The 15,834-nt window shown below is 71.3% G+C and carries 15 protein-coding genes; 8 read left to right on the top strand and 7 right to left on the bottom strand.

Annotation, left to right across the window (positions count from 1 at the left end; all coding sequences use genetic code 11):
* Positions 1-14: 14 nt before the first annotated feature.
* Positions 15-548, bottom strand: a complete 534-nt coding sequence (locus L107_RS09525; RefSeq protein ID WP_159818335.1) for a CDP-alcohol phosphatidyltransferase family protein — start codon at positions 546-548, stop codon at positions 15-17.
* A gap of 47 nt (positions 549-595) precedes the next feature.
* Here L107_RS09525 and L107_RS09530 point away from each other — a divergent pair, with 47 nt between their 5' ends.
* Positions 596-1,066: a CBS domain-containing protein gene (locus L107_RS09530; RefSeq protein WP_159818263.1), complete on the top strand. Its 471-nt coding sequence runs from the start codon at positions 596-598 to the stop codon at positions 1,064-1,066.
* On the opposite strand, the gene pdeM is transcribed toward L107_RS09530, so the two are convergent.
* On the bottom strand, positions 1,020-1,727 hold the full coding sequence (gene pdeM, locus L107_RS09535; protein WP_159818265.1) for a ligase-associated DNA damage response endonuclease PdeM: 708 nt from the start codon (positions 1,725-1,727) through the stop codon (positions 1,020-1,022). The two genes, L107_RS09530 and pdeM, sit on opposite strands and share 47 nt — an antisense overlap.
* Before the next feature lie 91 nt (positions 1,728-1,818).
* On the opposite strand from pdeM, the gene L107_RS09540 reads away from it, so the two are divergent.
* Complete coding sequence (locus tag L107_RS09540; protein WP_159818267.1) at positions 1,819-3,951, top strand: 4Fe-4S binding protein; 2,133 nt, start codon at positions 1,819-1,821, stop codon at positions 3,949-3,951.
* Here L107_RS09540 and L107_RS09545 read toward each other — a convergent pair.
* From L107_RS09545 to L107_RS09555, 3 genes are all read right to left on the bottom strand, one after another.
* Complete coding sequence (locus L107_RS09545; protein ID WP_236550614.1) at positions 3,948-4,589, bottom strand: gamma-glutamylcyclotransferase; 642 nt, start codon at positions 4,587-4,589, stop codon at positions 3,948-3,950. The genes L107_RS09540 and L107_RS09545 overlap by 4 nt on opposite strands.
* Positions 4,590-4,733: 144 nt before the next feature.
* A complete protein-coding gene (locus tag L107_RS09550; protein WP_159818271.1) occupies positions 4,734-5,567 on the bottom strand; it encodes a PhzF family phenazine biosynthesis protein in 834 nt (277 codons plus the stop codon).
* Positions 5,568-5,610: 43 nt separating this feature from the next.
* Positions 5,611-6,420 (bottom strand): NYN domain-containing protein, encoded by an 810-nt coding sequence (locus tag L107_RS09555; RefSeq protein WP_159818273.1) that lies wholly within the window; start codon positions 6,418-6,420, stop codon positions 5,611-5,613.
* Positions 6,421-6,515: 95 nt separating this feature from the next.
* On the opposite strand from L107_RS09555, the gene L107_RS09560 reads away from it, so the two are divergent.
* From L107_RS09560 to L107_RS09580, 5 genes are all read left to right on the top strand, one after another.
* A complete protein-coding gene (locus L107_RS09560) occupies positions 6,516-7,541 on the top strand; it encodes an esterase-like activity of phytase family protein (RefSeq protein WP_159818275.1) in 1,026 nt (341 codons plus the stop codon).
* Positions 7,538-9,760, top strand: a complete 2,223-nt coding sequence (locus L107_RS09565) for a PhoX family phosphatase (protein ID WP_159818277.1) — start codon at positions 7,538-7,540, stop codon at positions 9,758-9,760. The genes L107_RS09560 and L107_RS09565 overlap by 4 nt, the downstream gene beginning before the upstream one ends.
* 34 nt (positions 9,761-9,794) lie before the next feature.
* Positions 9,795-10,910: a UDP-2,3-diacylglucosamine diphosphatase gene (locus L107_RS16365; protein WP_201295858.1), complete on the top strand. Its 1,116-nt coding sequence runs from the start codon at positions 9,795-9,797 to the stop codon at positions 10,908-10,910.
* Between the two features lie 110 nt (positions 10,911-11,020).
* Complete coding sequence (locus L107_RS09575; RefSeq protein WP_159818279.1) at positions 11,021-12,142, top strand: hypothetical protein; 1,122 nt, start codon at positions 11,021-11,023, stop codon at positions 12,140-12,142.
* 356 nt (positions 12,143-12,498) lie between these two features.
* On the top strand, positions 12,499-12,756 hold the full coding sequence (locus L107_RS09580; protein WP_236550615.1) for a FeoA family protein: 258 nt from the start codon (positions 12,499-12,501) through the stop codon (positions 12,754-12,756).
* On the opposite strand, the gene feoB is transcribed toward L107_RS09580, so the two are convergent.
* Positions 12,757-14,691, bottom strand: a complete 1,935-nt coding sequence (gene feoB / locus L107_RS09585; protein WP_236550616.1) for a ferrous iron transport protein B — start codon at positions 14,689-14,691, stop codon at positions 12,757-12,759.
* A 94-nt stretch (positions 14,692-14,785) separates the two neighbouring features.
* Positions 14,786-15,313, bottom strand: coding sequence for a ferritin (locus L107_RS09590; protein WP_106220172.1), 528 nt, complete (start codon positions 15,311-15,313; stop codon positions 14,786-14,788).
* Between the two features lie 190 nt (positions 15,314-15,503).
* Here L107_RS09590 and L107_RS09595 point away from each other — a divergent pair, with 190 nt between their 5' ends.
* Positions 15,504-15,719 (top strand): hypothetical protein, encoded by a 216-nt coding sequence (locus L107_RS09595; RefSeq protein ID WP_159818283.1) that lies wholly within the window; start codon positions 15,504-15,506, stop codon positions 15,717-15,719.
* Positions 15,720-15,834: the final 115 nt, after the last annotated feature.

Consider the following 15,834-nt stretch of genomic DNA (forward strand, 5'->3'; position numbering starts at 1 on the left):
GGGCCGCCGGCAGGTCAGCCCCGCTGAGCCGCCCGCAGATACCCCAGGGCCGAGCTGAGGGCCAGCAGCAGCGACGGCCAGAACAGCCACCAGCCGGCGGCCCGCAGAGTGGCCACCGCCACCGCCCCCTGGCCCAGGCCCCAGGCCGGCGGCCAGAGCAGCAGCAGCAGCGAGACGAACTGCAGGATCGTCTTGGCCTTGCCCCCCAGCGAGGCGGGGCCGCCGCTGCCCTGGCCGGCCCGCCAGCCGGAGATCAGCAGCTCCCGCGCCATCAGCAGCCACACCGCCCACAGGGGCAGGCCGCCCGTATGGGCCAGCCAGAGCAGCGGCGCGCTGATCAGGATCTTGTCCGTGAGGGGATCGAGCCGCGCCCCCCACACCGACCCGCCGCCGGCCCGGCGGGCCAGGGCGCCGTCGGCCCAGTCGCTCAGGCCGCCCAGCAGCAGCAGACCCCAGGCCAAAGCGGGCCGGCCTCCGGCCAGGGCCAGCAGCAGCGGCAGCCCCAGCACGGCCCGGGCCAGGGTCAGCAGGTCGGCGAGGCGTCGCAGGGCAGGGTCCCGTTCAGCAGCAGAATGCCATCACCGAGGAGATCCGCATGGTCGTCGAGCGCAGCGTGGCCGAGGTGATGTCCAGCCCCGTGCTGAGTGTCACCACCACCACGCCCCTGCAGGAGGCGGTGCAGCTGATGAGCGACCACCACGTCAGCGGCCTGCCGGTGCTCGATGAGCTCGGCGCCCTGGTGGGGGAACTGAGCGAGCAGGACCTGATGGTGCGCGAGAGCGGCTTCGATGCCGGCCCCTACGTGATGCTGCTGGATGCGGTCATCTACCTGCGCAATCCCCTCGACTGGGACAGGCAGGTGCACCAGGTGCTGGGCAGCACGGTGGGGGATGTGATGGGCTCCAAGCCCCACAGCTGCCCCGCCACCACCAGCCTGCCGGCGGCGGCCCGTCTGCTGCACGACCGGGGTACCCAGCGGCTGTTCGTGCTCGACGACCAGGAGGCCCTGGTGGGGGTGCTCACCCGCGGCGACGTGGTGCGGGCCCTGGCCGCCGCCGAGGGCTGACGCCGGAGCGGCGGGACGGGGCGGCCCAGGGGACCACGGCCCCGTCGGCCAGCAGCCACAGCCGCTCGCCGTCCGGGCAGGGATGGCCGCCGGTGAGGGCACCGAAGGCGGGCAGGACCAGCTGCTCGGCCACGGGGTCGTAGGCGAAGCACGGCAACCGCAGCCGGTCGGCACCGCCACCCACCAGGGCGACGGGATGGCGATGGCCGCAGAGGTTGAGGTGGTCGGGGCGGGGCTCCGGGGCGTGGCTCAGCCACAGGGGGCCGAGGGCCAGGGACGGCTCCTGCTCCAGCCCCTCGAGCCAGCAGCCCCGCTCGTGGTTGCCGCCGATCAGCCGCAGCGGGCAGCCCAGCAGGTCCGGCAGGGCCCGCAGCTTCTGGCGCAGCTCGGCCGTCAGGCCCAGCCGGCTGTGGATCAGGTCCCCCAGCACCACCACCTGGGTGGGCCTCAGGCCATGGGCCACCGCCAGCAGGGCGTTGAGGGTGGCCCCGTCGCCGTCGCTGGGCAGCGGGATGCCCTGGCTCTGGAAGCTCTCCGCCTTGCCGAGGTGCAGATCCGCCACCAGCAGCAGCCCCTGCTGGGGATCCCACACGGCCCGCTGGCCCAGCAGCTGCAGCCGGTGACCGCGCCACGGAAACTCGGCCGAACCCGGCCCGTTCATGCGAAAACCATCAGCGTGGGGAGGGGTCCGAAGTGGGCGCGCCGGCGTGGCCATCTTCTCCGACCAGAATCGAACCAGCACGAGGTCAGCGATGACGTCCAGCCCGCCGGAGGCCACCCCCGATCCGAGGGCCTGCCTGCTGCGGCTGGCCCCCTACCTGCTGGGCCGGGCCCGCCGCGGCGTGGTCGGCAGCAGCCGCTATGCCCAGAAGCTGCGGGACGCCATCCGCGCCGCCTCCGCCGACACCAGCCGCCGGGCGGTGCTGATCAGCGGTGAGCCCGGCCTGGAGAAGGACAACCTCGCCGCCCTGATCCACTTCGGCTCCTCGGACCGCAAGCAGCTGCTGGTGCGCGTCAACTGCGCCCAGCTGCGGGCCGACGGCGCCGAACTCTTCGGCGCGCCCGCCGGCGGTGTGGCCCTGATCGACTGCATCGGTACCGGCGGGCTGCTGCTGGATCAGATCGACCGCGCCGACCCCGCCCTGCGGCCCGCCCTGCTGGAGCTGGCCCGCAGCGGTCGCTGGCGCTCACCGGGCCCCGACCACAGCGAACACAACTTCGCCGGCCGGGTGTTCCTCACCGCCGAGACCAGCGCCCCCGATTTCGACACCCTCGGCTGCCCCATCCGGGTGCCACCGCTGCGGGTGCGGCGCCAGGACCTGGGCGAATGGCTGCGTTACGGGGTGCGGCAGAAGGCCCTCAGCCTGGGCTGGAGCCGGCCGCCGGCCGTGGGGGAGGGGCTGGTGAAGCGCCTCCAGACCTACGACTTCCCCGGCAATGTGCGGGAGCTGCTGGAGCTGATCGAGCGGGCCCTGCGCCAGTGCAGCGGCGCCCATCCGGAGGAGCTGCCCGAGGACGTGTTCTGGACGCTGCGGCGTCCCCAGCGGGCCCGCTTCGATCTGTGGCGCTGGAAGCCCCAGCTCCGGGAGCTCATGCGCTCGCCCATGCTCTGGAACGCCCTGCTCTACGGGGTGGTGAGCTGGGTGTTCGTGCTGGTGAACCTCTGGCTCTGGTGGGGGCCCCAGGACCGCGCCCACAACGGCGACCTGAACCTCTTCTGGGCCTGGTGGTGGCCCCTGATCCTGCTGGCCTATCCCCTGGTGGGCCGCCTGTGGTGCTCCTTCTGCCCGTTCATGGTCTGGGGGGAGATCGTCCAGCGGCTGGCGACGGGACTGGGCTGGCGGCCGGCCCGCTGGCCGCGGGGGGACAGCGACCGCTGGGCGGCCCCCCTGCTGGCGGCCGGCTTCGCGGCGATCCTGCTGTGGGAGGAACTGGGTGACCTGCGCAACAGCGCCCGCCAGAGCAGCGCCCTGCTGCTGCTGATCACCGCCGGTGCCGTGGTCGGCTCCCTGCGCTTCGAGAAGCGCTTCTGGTGCCGGCACCTCTGCCCGGTGGGGGGCATGAACGGCCTGTTCGCCAAGCTGGCCATCAGCGAGCTGCGGGCGGAGGCGGGCACCTGCAGCGGCAGCTGCAGCAGCTATGCCTGCTTCAAGGGGGGCCCGGCGGAAGGGGAGGGGATGGCCACCGCCGGCTGCCCCCTGGGCACCCATCCGGCCCACCTCGCCGACAACCGCAACTGCGTGCTCTGTCTCACCTGCGCCCAGGCCTGCCCGCACCGTTCGGTGCAGCTGCGCCTGCGTCCCCCCGCCGCCGACCTGCAGCGCGACATGGCGCCCCCGGCGGGGGAGGCGGGACTGATCCTGGTGCTGGCCGGCGGGGTCTGCCTGCGGCACGCCGAGCGGCTGCTGGGCTGGCTGCCCCTGGCTCCGGATGGCCTGGCGCAGGGCCCGCTGCTGGGGCGCCTGGCCTTCGCCGCCCTCGCCCTGGCCCTGCCGGCGGGGCTGTGGCTGCTGCTGCGGCCCCTGGTGGCCCGGCTGCGGCCGGCCAGCCCCAGCTGGCTGCTGCTCTACGCCCTGCTGCCCCTGCTCTGGGCCCTGCTGCTGGCCCAGCATCTGCCCATGGGCATGGCGGAGGGGGGCCGCCTGCTGCCGGTGAGCACCGAAACCCTCTGGCCGGCCCTGGCCGCCCGTCTGCCCGCCTGGAGCGCCGATGCCCACGTGATCGCCTTCTGCCAGAGCCTGGCGGTGCTGGTGGGGGTGGGCGGATCCCTGCTGATGCTGCGGCGCCTGCTGCAGCTGGCCCTCTGGAGCGGCCCGTCCCTGGCCCTGGGCGGACTGGTGGTGGCCCTGGGCACGGGGGGGCGCTGGCTGGTGGCCGGCGGCTAACGCCCGCACAGCCGCTGCAGATCACTGTCGCTGTAGAGCGCCACGGGAGCCTCGGCCGGGCTCTCCTGCCACCGCACTTTCTTGGTGAGGTAGTGGGCGGCGCCGAGGCCGTTGCCCAGCAGCACCCGTGCGCTGCCGCGGCTGCCGCGCCAGGCGTTGCACTGGGAGAGGGTGTCGATGGCCAGGGCGACGGAGGGGACCGCGGCCGCCAGCAGCGCAGCCCCGCCCAGGGCCAGCACCACGGCCAGGCCCATCTGGCTGCGGCGCACGGCCGCTCCCGGTGCCGGTCCCCGCCAGCAGCCGTCGGCGATCGGGGACACGTGGCGCACCTGGTGGGGCCGCCCCAGGTAGACCCAGGCCTGGCGGCCATCGGCCAGGGGCAGGGGCCGGCGGTCGTAGAGGCGGGGGTAGCCCTCCAGCCGATCCAGCCGGGCCAGGCCGGCGGCATCGACGCGGTACACCTCACCCCGCACGACCCCCTCACCGGGCACGGCCATCGGGAAGGGGCCCAGGTCGTGGAGCACCACATCCGGCAGCACCGCCTCCCCGAGGAAGGGCGCATCCAGGAGCCAGTGGTGGTTGCCGTGGCCGCGCTTGAGCGTGCCGTAGACGAAGACCAGCTCGGGATGGCTGTGCACGGCTCGGGCCAGGGCTGGGGTGCCTGTGGTCATAATGCGACGGACCTGCCCCCGTTTCCATGACGATCGCCCTGCTGGTGGCGCTGCTGGGTTCCCTGGTGCTGATGGGCTGGATCGTGAAGCGCCTGGAGAAGGCCTCCTGAATCAGGGCCCCAGGCGGCGCACCTGCCCCGCCACCCGCACCGAAGCCCCCGGCACCGCGGGAATCTCGGCCTCCAGCAGGGAGCGGCAGCCCATGTCCTCCCCCTGCACCACCGTGATCGACCCGCCGTGGGGCCAGCCCAGGCGCCCCAGGTGGCCGGCCAGGGCCGCGGTGGCGGCACCGGTGGCCGGATCCTCGTAGACGCCACCGACGGCGAAGGCGTTGCGGCTGTGGAACCGCCGGGGCCCCTCGGCCCACACCAGCAGCAGCGTCAGCAGGCCCGCCTCCGCCATCAGCCGGGCCCCGTCCTCCATGGCGTAGCGCATGGCGGCCAGATCCCCGCGGCGGCGCAGGGCCAGCAGCAGGTGGTCGGCACCGCCGTGGACGACGGCGGGGGACAGGGCCGGATCCAGGTCGCCGGGGTCGTAGCCGAACAGCTCCAGGGCGGCCGTCAGCAGCTCCGGCGTCACCGGAGCGCTGCGGGTGGGGGGCGACTGCAGGGCGGCGCTCCAGCGCTCCCCCTGCCGCCGGCCCTCCACCGTGATCTCGGCCTGGTTGAGCATCAGCGGGAACACCCCGTCCCCGCACCGTTCGGCGAGGGCCGCGCCGAGGGCGATGGTGGCGTGGCCGCAGAAGGGCACCTCGGCCACCGGAGAGAAGTAGCGCACCCGCCAGCCGTTCCCCTGGGGGGCGGCAAAGGCCGTTTCCGAGTAGCCCACCTCGGCGGCGATGGCCTGCATCTCGCTCTCCGCGGGCAGACGCTCGCCGATCACCACGCCGGCCGGGTTGCCGCCCCGTTCCCCGTCGCTGAAGGCCGCCAGGCGCAGGACGGTCATGGCAGAGATGGGGCCGCAGCGGACGCGGACCAGTCTGCCGGCCTCAGTCGTCCTCGCGGGCGCGCACATAGACGATCGTGCGGTTGCCGCTGGGGGCCTCCCGCTCCTCCATCACGAACAGGGAGGGGCAGCCGCGCACCAGGTCGGAAAGCTTGCGGAAGCCATAGAGGCGCGTATCGAAATCGGGCTGGATCTTCTGCAGGTAGCTGCCGAAGGTGCCCAGCTGGGTCCATCCCGATTCATCCACCGAGCGGTCCAGGGCCTCCATCAGGAAGTCGGCCGGGATGAGCGGATGGGCGCTGGCGGGGGGTCCGGCATCCCGGGCCCGCCGGGCCTCGCCCGCTTCGTCACTGGTCTCCCCCTGCCGGGAAGCGGTGCGCAGCACCTCGGTGAACAGGAACTTGTGGCAGGCGTTGCGGAACGCCGCCGGCGTCTTTTCCTCCCCGAAGCCGTACACCAGCAGGCCCTCCTCCCGCAGACGCACCGCCAGTCCGGTGAAATCACTGTCGCTGGTCACCAGGCAGAAGCCGTCGAAACGGCGGGTGTAGAGCAGATCCATCGCATCGATGATCATCGTGCTGTCGGTGGCGTTCTTGCCCACGGTGTAGGCGAACTGCTGCATCGGCTTGATCGAGAACTTGTTCAGCAGCGCCTTCCAGGAAGCGCTCTGGCTGGAGGTGAAATCCCCGTAGATGCGCCGCACGATCGCCTCACCGAAGCGGGCCACCTCCTCCAGCACCGCCTCGATCACCGCCGCCCGGGCGTTGTCGGCGTCGATCAGCACCGCCAGGCGCCGGCCCGTGTCTTCCGCCAGACCACCGGCCGGCGGCTGGGCTCCCGCTGGGGATCGCATCACCCATCCCCCTTCGCTGCCCTGACCCTACCCGGCCCGCCCCCTGGTGTCCCGGGATGCCGCCGGCCTCCTCCGCCGACGGGAGAATTCCCACCATGGTTGTGCCCCTGATCGCCGCCTCCCCGCCAGCCCCCCTGCCGCCGCCCCTGCTGCCCTGCCCCGCCGAGGCTGGCTGGGAGCTGGTGGCGGGCGCCCGCCTGCCGCGCCGCGGAGCGGATGGAGCTCAGCTGGGCGGTTACTCCGCCGCCGGCTACGACAACCACCGCGATGTACTGCTGCTGCTCAGCGATGCCCCCCGGGGCCGGGTGGACGGCTGGAGCGGCGTGCGGCAGCTGGGCCGGGTGCCGCTGCGGCCCCTGTTCCAGCTGGAGCTGAAGGGAGCGCCCCAGGCCCCGCTGCCGGCGGAGATCGACGCCGAAGGCATGGTGGTGGCCGGCGAGCGGCTCTGGGTGGCCAGCGAAGGGCGCCGCAGCGCCGCCCGGCCGGCCCAGCTGCTGGCCTTCGATCGGAGCAGCGGCGTGCTGCAGGGCGCCTTCCCCCTGCCCGCCGACTGGCAGCCGGCCCCGGGGCAGGGACTGGGCGCCAACCAGGGGCCGGAATCCCTGGCCCTGCTGCGCCGCCCGGGGCGCACGGACGTGCTGCTGATGGCGGCGGAGTCGCCCCTGAGCCAGGACCCCCCCGCCCAGGTGCGGCTGCTGGGCTGGGCGCTGGAACCCACCGGGCCGAAGCCCAGGGCCCTGGCCCGGCTGGCCATCCCCGCCGGCGAGGGCTGGGGTCTGACCGACCTGCTGGTGGTCGATGGCTCCGGCCCGTCGCCGGCCCTGCTGGCCCTGCTGCGGCGCTTCCAGGCCCCCGCCCGATGGCAGGTGCTCCTGGCCCACTACCCGCTGCCGGACGAACGGGCCGATCCCAAGGCAGTGATCGAGCCCATCCACCAGTGGGATCTGATCGCGGCCGGCCTGCCGCCCGACAACTGGGAGGCCCTGACCCCGGGGCCCGACCGGGCCGATGGCCGCCCCAGCCTGCTGCTGGCCGCGGACGACAACTTCAGCCCCCTGCAGGACAACCACCTGGCCCTGCTGGCACCACGCCGCAGCGCCCCCTGCCCCCCGGATCGATGAACCGACGCGACCTGCTCTCCCTGCTCGGGATCGGGGCCTGCTCCTTCGCCGGCGCCGTGCTGCCCAAGGCCGCCCCGGGGAAGGCGGCGGCCGCCGAAGCCGGGGCCTCCCCGGCGCCGCCCCTCCCCTTCCCCACCGTCCCCACCCCCCTGCCGGTGCCCAGCGATGGGCTCGATGCGGCGGAGCAGCGCCGCCGTTACGCCCGCATCGAACTGGAGGACCGGCTGGTGCTGCCGGAGGGCTTCCGGGCCGATCTGATCGCGGTCTGGGGGGATCCGCTGGCCGACGGCCGCTTCGGCTTCAACAACGACCACCTCTCCTTCCTGCCCCTGGCGGCGGACCGGGCCCTGCTGACGGTGAACTTCGAGTACATCAGCGCCCGGGCCTGGCGGCAGGGCTACGCCGAGGCGGTGGGCGGGGAGCTGCCGTTCGACGCCGTGATCGACGCCCTGGCCGCCCGGGGCGGCCGGGTGGATGCCACCAGCCTGCCGTCGGACGACCCGCTGCTGGAGCCCATCCGCCAGCTGGCGGCGGCGGCGATGGCCGACCTGGGGGTCGGGGTGATCGAACTGGTGCGGGAGCCGGGCGGCCCCTGGCGGCGGGTACCCGGCCGCTTCGATCGCCGCATCACCGGCCTGAGCGGCTGGCGCGACCCCGCCCGGCGCCTGCGCAGCTCGGGGCCGGCGGCGGCCGTGTTCCGTCGTCGCCAGCGGCTGGGCTACGACGACGGCCTCGGGGACGCGATCATCGGCAGCTTCGCCAACTGCGCCGGCGGCGAGACCCCCTGGGGCACCGTGCTGAGCGCCGAGGAGAACATGCAGAGCCAGGTGGCCGAGGCCGTCCACGCGGACGGCTCCCCGGTCCCGCCCGCCGCCCGCCCTTTCGCCTACGACGGCCAGCGCCTCGACGGCCTCGGCAACCCCTTCGGCCTGGCGGGGAACAAGTACGGCTGGATGGTGGAGCTCGACCCGCGCCGGCCCGAACGCCCCGCCGTGAAGCACAGCTGGCTGGGCCGCTTCCGCCACGAGGCGGTGGCCGTCAAGGCCGTCGCCGGCCAGCCCCTGATCGTCTATTCCGGCTGCGACCGCCACGGCGGCCACCTTTACCGCTTCGTCAGCGACGGGCTGATCCGCGATCCCGCCGACCCGGCCAACTCGGAGCTGTTCAGCGCCGGGCGCCTTGAGGTGGCCCGCTTCGATCCGCCCAACGCCAAGGGGGGCGAGGGCCGGGGCCGCTGGCTGCCCCTGGAGCCCAGCACCCCGGTGGAGCCCCTGGGGCCGGGCCACTTTGCCCGCTTCGGGGTGGAGCAGGCGGTGCTGCTGCCCCACTCCGACCGCCTCCGGCCCGGGGCCGAAGCCTTCACCAGCGACGCAGCCGTGGCGGCCTACCGGCGCCGCTTCGCCACCCTGGCCGACCTCTACCCCGGGGAGGGGGAGGAGCGGATGGGGGCGATCCTGATCGATGCCCACCTGGCCGCCTGCGCCATCGGCGCCACCCCCGCGGCCCGCCCCGAGGACACGGTGATCGATCCGCTCAGCGGCGACCTGCTGATCGCCTTCACCGCCGGTGGGGGCAGCGACGACGGCCGGGCCGATCCGGCCATCTTCCAGGGGCCCCAGGGGCAGGCCACCTGGCCCTACGGCTGGATCATGGGCCTGGCCGACGACAGTCCGGACCGGGCCGGCTCCTTCCGCTGGCGACTGGTGGCCACCGGCGGGGCCCCGTGGCAAGGGGGGATGGGCTTCGCCAACCCCGACAACCTCGCCATCGACCGGCAGGGGACCCTCTGGATGGTGACCGACCGCTCGACCAGATCAGCCGACCTGGATCTGTTCGGCAACAACAGCTGCTGGGTGCTGCCCAGCCGTGGCCCCCACGCCGGTGAGGCCTTCTGCTTCGCCACCGGACCGATGGAATGCGAGTTCTGTGGCCCCTGTTTCGACGCCGGCGAATCCACCCTGTTCCTGGCGGTGCAGCACCCGGGCGAGGACCACGGCACCCGCCCCTCGGCGGAGGCCCGTGAGGCCCAGGCCCACCGGCTGGTGGATCGCTCCGGCCGGCCCTTCGAGCAGCTGCGCTGGGTGCCCCTGGGCTCCAACTGGCCCTCCGGTGTCCCCGGCCGGGCCCCCCGCCCCGGGGTGGTGGCGATCCGGCGCCTGGCGGGCGGGCCGCTGCTGGGGCCCCAGGCGGTGCCGGCGTCGAAGCAAGGCTCGCCCTGATCGAGGGCCCCCGTCCACCTCCCTGCCGACCGTTGTGCTCAGCTGCGACGCCCTGTTCATCTCCGACCTGCATCTGGGCTCCAATCAGTGCGAGGCCGGCCATCTGGCGGCCTTCCTGGAGTGCATCCGCCCCAGAACCCTGTTTCTGGTCGGCGACATCATCGATCTGCAGGCGATCCGCTTCAACGCCAATGTGGATGCCTCCTTTCTCACCGATCGGATCGACACCCTGCTGAGCGACAGCCGCGGCGCATCCCCGGCCAGCGAGTTCCTGAAGGAGGCGAGGCTGCTGCGGGGCTCCCATCGCCGGGTGATCGAGAAGCTCGAGGCCCTGCACCGGGCGGGGGTGGCGATCGTCTACATCCCCGGCAACCACGACGCCTACCTGCGCTGCCATGCCGGCCTGGAGCGGCCCGGCTACGCCATCCGGCGCCAGGCCGTCTACCGCACGCCGGCGGGGCAGCGGCTGCTGGTGCGCCACGGCGACGAGTACGACCGGCTGATCCGCTTCCACGCCGGCGCCGCCGAGGGGCTGGCCCGCCTCCAGGAGCACTACAGCGCCGGCATCAACGGCCTGCTGTCCCCCTTCACCCGGCCGGCCGCCGGAGCCCAGCCGGCCGGCTGGAACGCCGAGGCGATCCTGCAGAACGCGGTGGATCTGCTGGCCAGCCACCGGGAATGGCCCATTCCGGTGAGCCGGGGCCTCAACTCCTCCGGTGGCTTCTCCCTGGCCTTCGTGCTCGAGAGTGCCCTCAAGAGCCGCACCGGCCACGACCGGCTGATCAAGCGCGGCATCGTCCGGCACCTGCAGCGGGAGCGGCACGGTCCGGAGCCCCTCGACGGGCTGATCAACGGCCACACCCACATCCCCGAAGCCACCCCCCTGGCCCTGCCGGACACCCGCGGTGAGGAGCAGGGCCCCTGCCACATCACCTACTACAACACCGGCAGCTGGGCCCGCAGCCAGCGCCGCCTGGGGCGCACGGCACTGGTGGTGGCCCACAGCGGCCGTGTCGGCATGGTGCGCTTCGACCGGCGTCGGGGCATCGAGCCCTTCCAGCCCCCCCGCTTCCCCTTCAACACCTATCCGATGCGGCCCTGCCCGGGCTGCGGCCTTGGGGTGGCGCACCTGGAGGCGACCGGTGTGTGAGATCGCAGGGATTGGGGACCATGCACCTAAAGTCCGGGGTCGATTCGAGCCGGCTGAATGAACCTGCAGGGCCTCAGAATCCTCCGAACCGCAGCCGGGGACACCACCCCGTGAGAGTCGCCATCCTGGCCAACCGAGCCAACAGCTTCTACCGGCCCCTGGCGGAAGGACTGGAGCGCATGTTCAGGGAGATCGGCGTGGACAGCCTGCTCCTGTACAACGGCCTGGAATCCCTTCCACGCAGGCACAGAACGGAGGCGGGACAAGGGGCGAACTGGAGAGGACGGCTGTTTCTTTCGGCCCAGAGAAGCGCTGCATGGCTGAACTACCAACGGCTTCTGCGCAGCCTCGGAACCGTGGACGTTGTCGTCATCGTAGGTCACATGCCCGGTGCCTATTTCGAACTCTTCTTTGATGACAATCGCCTGCGCCGTGATCTCCCTCACCTGCCCATCGTTCTCTATGATCTGGTCTACCTGGGCAGCCGAGCCGACTGGGTGAAGTGGATCCACGACGCTGTGGCGAGCAGACGCGTTCCCAAGGGCAAGCACTGGGGAACCAACCGCTATGACCACCATCTCTGCATCACGGAAGTGTCTGAATTTCCTGTGTTGCCAGGGGCGGAAAGGTATTCGCCGGTAGGAATCAATATGATCGACCCTTCCCTGGCCATTGAAACCAGGGAGATCTGTGCGCTGATTGATTTCGAGCGTCCCGAGCATCTGGCCGAGCGGGCCATCCAGATCCAGGCATGCCTCGAAGCCGGCATCCCCTTCAAGGTGCTCCATGGCAGCTATTCCATGCAGGAGATCCGAACGATCTACAGGAGCTGCAGCCTCTATTTCGTGGCCCACTGCGAATCGTTCGGACTGCCGATCTGTGAGGTGCAGGCCTGTGGCGGCATCATTCTGACGCCCTATGCCCGCTGGTGCCACGCCCATTACCTGGAGACACCGCAGCCGGGCTGCAGCGGGCGATTGCCGCAGAACTTCATCGTTTACAACAACGACCGTCAGCAGCTGGTCAGCGAGCTGAACCGACTCAAGCGCGACTACAACGCCGAAACGGCCCTGGAGAACTTCAAGCGGGACCAGCCCCAGTTCTACCGGGGGAATGCCAGGGAACTGGCCCGCTTCATCGCCATGGTCGAGGATGGGAGCATTCATTCCGCTTCCCACCAAAGTCATCCGACGCTGCGGCAGCTCGCCGAAGCCGTGGAGGCCCGCCCTTGAGGGTGGCCATGGTGGGCGCGGGGCGTGGTGAAGAAGGGGCGTGAACTCGGCAGGACGATGACGGTCCCCTCCCCACAGGCGATCTGGGATGGCGTGGGTGGCCTGAGAGGAACAGCCCCCGGAGATCCATGGGGTGCTGAACCGCATCCGCCGCAGCGACCCGATCACAGCGATCCTGGCGGACCCTCCCCAGTTGACCCAGGCCCGGATCGGACTCGCACGGCAGCTCCAGCACCAGGAACTTGAACGGAGTCGGCCCTTCAGCAGGAGGCAGGGTGTGGTGCGAAGCAAGAGGTGGATGGAGCAGACCCTTGCCGTCTCGCTGGGGCCGGGGTGCCGTCGTGGGCGGTCCTAGGGTGGAAGCCGACGGCAGGTTGGGTATGCCCCTCAGTCAGGTTCCTGCGGGCACCAGAGTTTCGATCGCCTCCCTGCCGACCCATCCCGGACTCCAGCGTCGGCTGCTGTCGATGGGTGTGCGGCCGGGGGTGGAAGTGGAGGTGCTGCGGCGCGGCAAGCCCGGTGGCCTCCTGCATCTGGCCAGCGGGCTTCTGGAATTCATGCTCCGCCCCGAACATGCCGCTGAAATGGACGTCCATGTGATCGCTCCACACTGATCAGTGCAGGGAAAGGATCAACCCCCCGCCCTGATAGACGAGGAAGGCGAGCACCCAGGCCAGCACCAGGGACCATCCCAGGGACAGCAGGGCGAAACGGCGACTCCGGGCTTCCTGGATCTGGGCCGCCACGGTGCCCAGGCAGGGGGTGTAGAGCAGCACGAAGGTCATGAAACTCAGGGACTGCAACGGTGTGATGGCGCTCTGGATCGCACCGCCCAGGCCGGATTCGGTGGTCCCGTAGATCACGGCCATCGCTCCCAGCAGAATCTCCTTGGCGATGAAGCCAAAGAACAGGGAGACGGTGAGCTCCGGATTCATGCCGATCGGACCCAGCAACGGCTGGAAGAGCGCGCCGATGCCTCCGGCGAGGGTGCGGCCCGATCCCTCCGCCGCTCCCGGTGGAAGGTTGGTGAGCAGCCAGATGGCAGCGGCACCCACGATGATGAACACGCGGGTGGTGACCAGAAAGTTCAGCATCGAGGTCCAGCCCCGGCGCAGGATGGTGGTGAGGCTGGGGGCCCGGTAGGGGGGCAGCTCCAGCACGAAGGCTTCCCCACTCGGAAAGGCCCGCTGGAACACCAGGCCCGTGATCACGGCGGCCAGGAAACTCATCCCATAGAACCCGAACAGCACCAGCCCAGGCGCCCACCAGGGTCGGGGGAAGAACACGCCGGCCATGAACAGGAACACGGTCAGCCTGGCCTGGCAGAGGGCGAAGGGGATGCACAGCATCGCCAGCAGGCGCATGCCCCGATCCCGGATCACCCGTGTTCCCATGATCGAGGGCACGTTGCAGCCGAACCCCATGACCTGCAGCACGAAGGCACGGCCATCGAGCCCCAGCCAGCGCATGAAGCCATCCATCAGAAAGGCGGCACGCGGCAGATAGCCCGAGTCCTCGATGATGGCCATCAGGACGTAGAACACGAAGATCAGGGGCAGGAAGGTGGCCACCGTGCTCACCCCCAGCCAGAGGCCGTCCAGCAGGAAGCGCCGCAACCAGTCAGGCGTTCCCAACCCCCGCAGAACGGGCTCCAGCCCGCTGGCCTGGATCCAGTCGAGCCCCGTTCCCAGCAGCTCCTGCAGCGGAGCGGTGACCGCGTACAACACCTCGAACACCGCCAGGACGAGGCCCAGGAACAGCACCAGGCCAACCAGGGGATGGAGCAGCACGCGATCCACCAGACGGGTGCGGCGGTTCAGCAACCGCTCCGGCAGCGTCACGTGACGGGCCACCAGATCCCGCAGCCGATCCTCCCCAGCCTGGAGCTCGCCCTGGCCGGCCGGCGGCGCCCAGCCAGCCGCGCTGGAGCTCTCGCCCCACTGATGCAACCGCTTGATGAGCGCGGCGATGCCCTGGTTGTGCTTGGCGCTCACGGGCAGCACGGGCAGGCCGAGGTCCTGCGACAACCCCCGGTGATCGATGCCAAGGCCGAAGCCGCGGGCTTCATCGCTCATGTTCAGCGCCGCCACGACCGGCAGTCCCAGCTGCTGGAGCTGCAGCAGCAGGCGCAGCTGGCTGGTGATCTGGCTGGCATTGAGCACCACCAGCACGAGATCGGGAGGCGTGTGGCGCAGGAAGCGCTGCACCACGGCCTCGTCTTCGCTGCTGCCGCTCAGGTCGTGGATCCCCGGCAGATCCACCAGCTCGTAGGTGGTGCCGTTGCGGTCCGGCGGCATCGGCCCCCGCAGCAGCTCCACCGTCAGGCCGGGCCAGTTGGCAATCTGCGCATGGCCGCCCGTGAGGCGGTTGTAGAGCGTCGACTTGCCGGTGTTGGGCATGCCCAGCAGGGCGACCTGCCACCCCGAGCCCCGGCGCCCGGCTCCCCCGGGACCATGGCAGGAGCCGCTGGCCCCCCAGCGCCAGCCCGCCCGTCGCGGCGGTCGATCCTCCGGGCGATCGCCGCAGGAGGGACAGGACTCGGCACGCACAGGGGCAGTGCCCTCAGGAGCGGGCATGGACACAACGGGCGGGCGGATTCAGCGGAAACGGGACAGAACGGTCGTGGGATGGGGCCATCAAGGCTCAGGCACCGGTGGCGCCACTGAGGCCGCCCTTGACGTGGGCCAGGGCCGTCCCCTCCAGGAACTGCTGGTCCAGCAGCAGCAGGGCGGCACTGTTGTCACCGGCCAGCCGCAGGCGCTTGCGCACGAACCGGGCCTCGGCCTCCTCCTGAAGCTGTTCGGCCACGAACCAGTCGAGCATCGCGGTGGCGCTGCGCTCGCCCACATCCTCCGCCATGGCGTAGAGACGGTTGATGGAAGCGGTGACCCCCTTCTCCATGTCGTAGACCCGATCGAACAGCCCCTGCACCGACGGCCAGCTGCGTTCAGGCGCTTCGATGGTGGGCAGCTCCACCTGTTCGTCGCTGTCGACCAGGTAGGCAATCATGCGGGCCGCATGGTTGCGCTCCTCCTGGCTCTTCTCGAGCATGTAGGTGGAAAATCCGGCCAGATCCTTTTCCCGCAGCCAGATCGACATGGCCAGATAGGTGTGGCCGGCCTGAAACTCTGCGGCCAGGTGTTGATTGATCGCGGAGGTGAGCTCTTTCACAGGCAGGGCAGGGATGTCCTTCCTACCCCTAGCCAGGCCATGGCGGTGGAGCCGCCCCGATCTCACACTCTGATGTGACATTGGTCACCGTCTCCATCCAGAGTCAGCAAAGGCACCGTCTTTTGTGCGCTTCGCCTACATCGACCCGCCAGAGATCGACAGATTGACGGCATCCATGGGCAGGCCAGCCATGACCAGTGTTCCCTCTTCCGAGGATGAAGCCCAGCTGCAACGCGTCCTCGCCCTCACCCTCCAACGGGACTGGTGCATGGAGCGCCTGTCCCAGCTGACTCTGGATGGCCGCATGGAGGAGGCCAGGGCGATCACGGCCGAGCACCTGGAGCTGCTGGTGACCCTGGATGCCCGCCGCAGTCTGTGGGTGCGCATCGAGAGGGACGCCGGCTGAGGGGTGCGGCGGTCTGATCGCCGGTCGCGGGGCGATGTCCTGGGTCGGTCCCCGTGGAGCGGAAGCCCGCACAGGGCACGACGACGGCTCACAGGGCTGCGGATCCAGAGCTGCC

It is taken from the genome of Cyanobium sp. Copco_Reservoir_LC18 (genome assembly GCF_009834675.1).
In the GTDB taxonomy this organism is placed as follows: domain Bacteria; phylum Cyanobacteriota; class Cyanobacteriia; order PCC-6307; family Cyanobiaceae; genus Cyanobium; species Cyanobium minutissimum.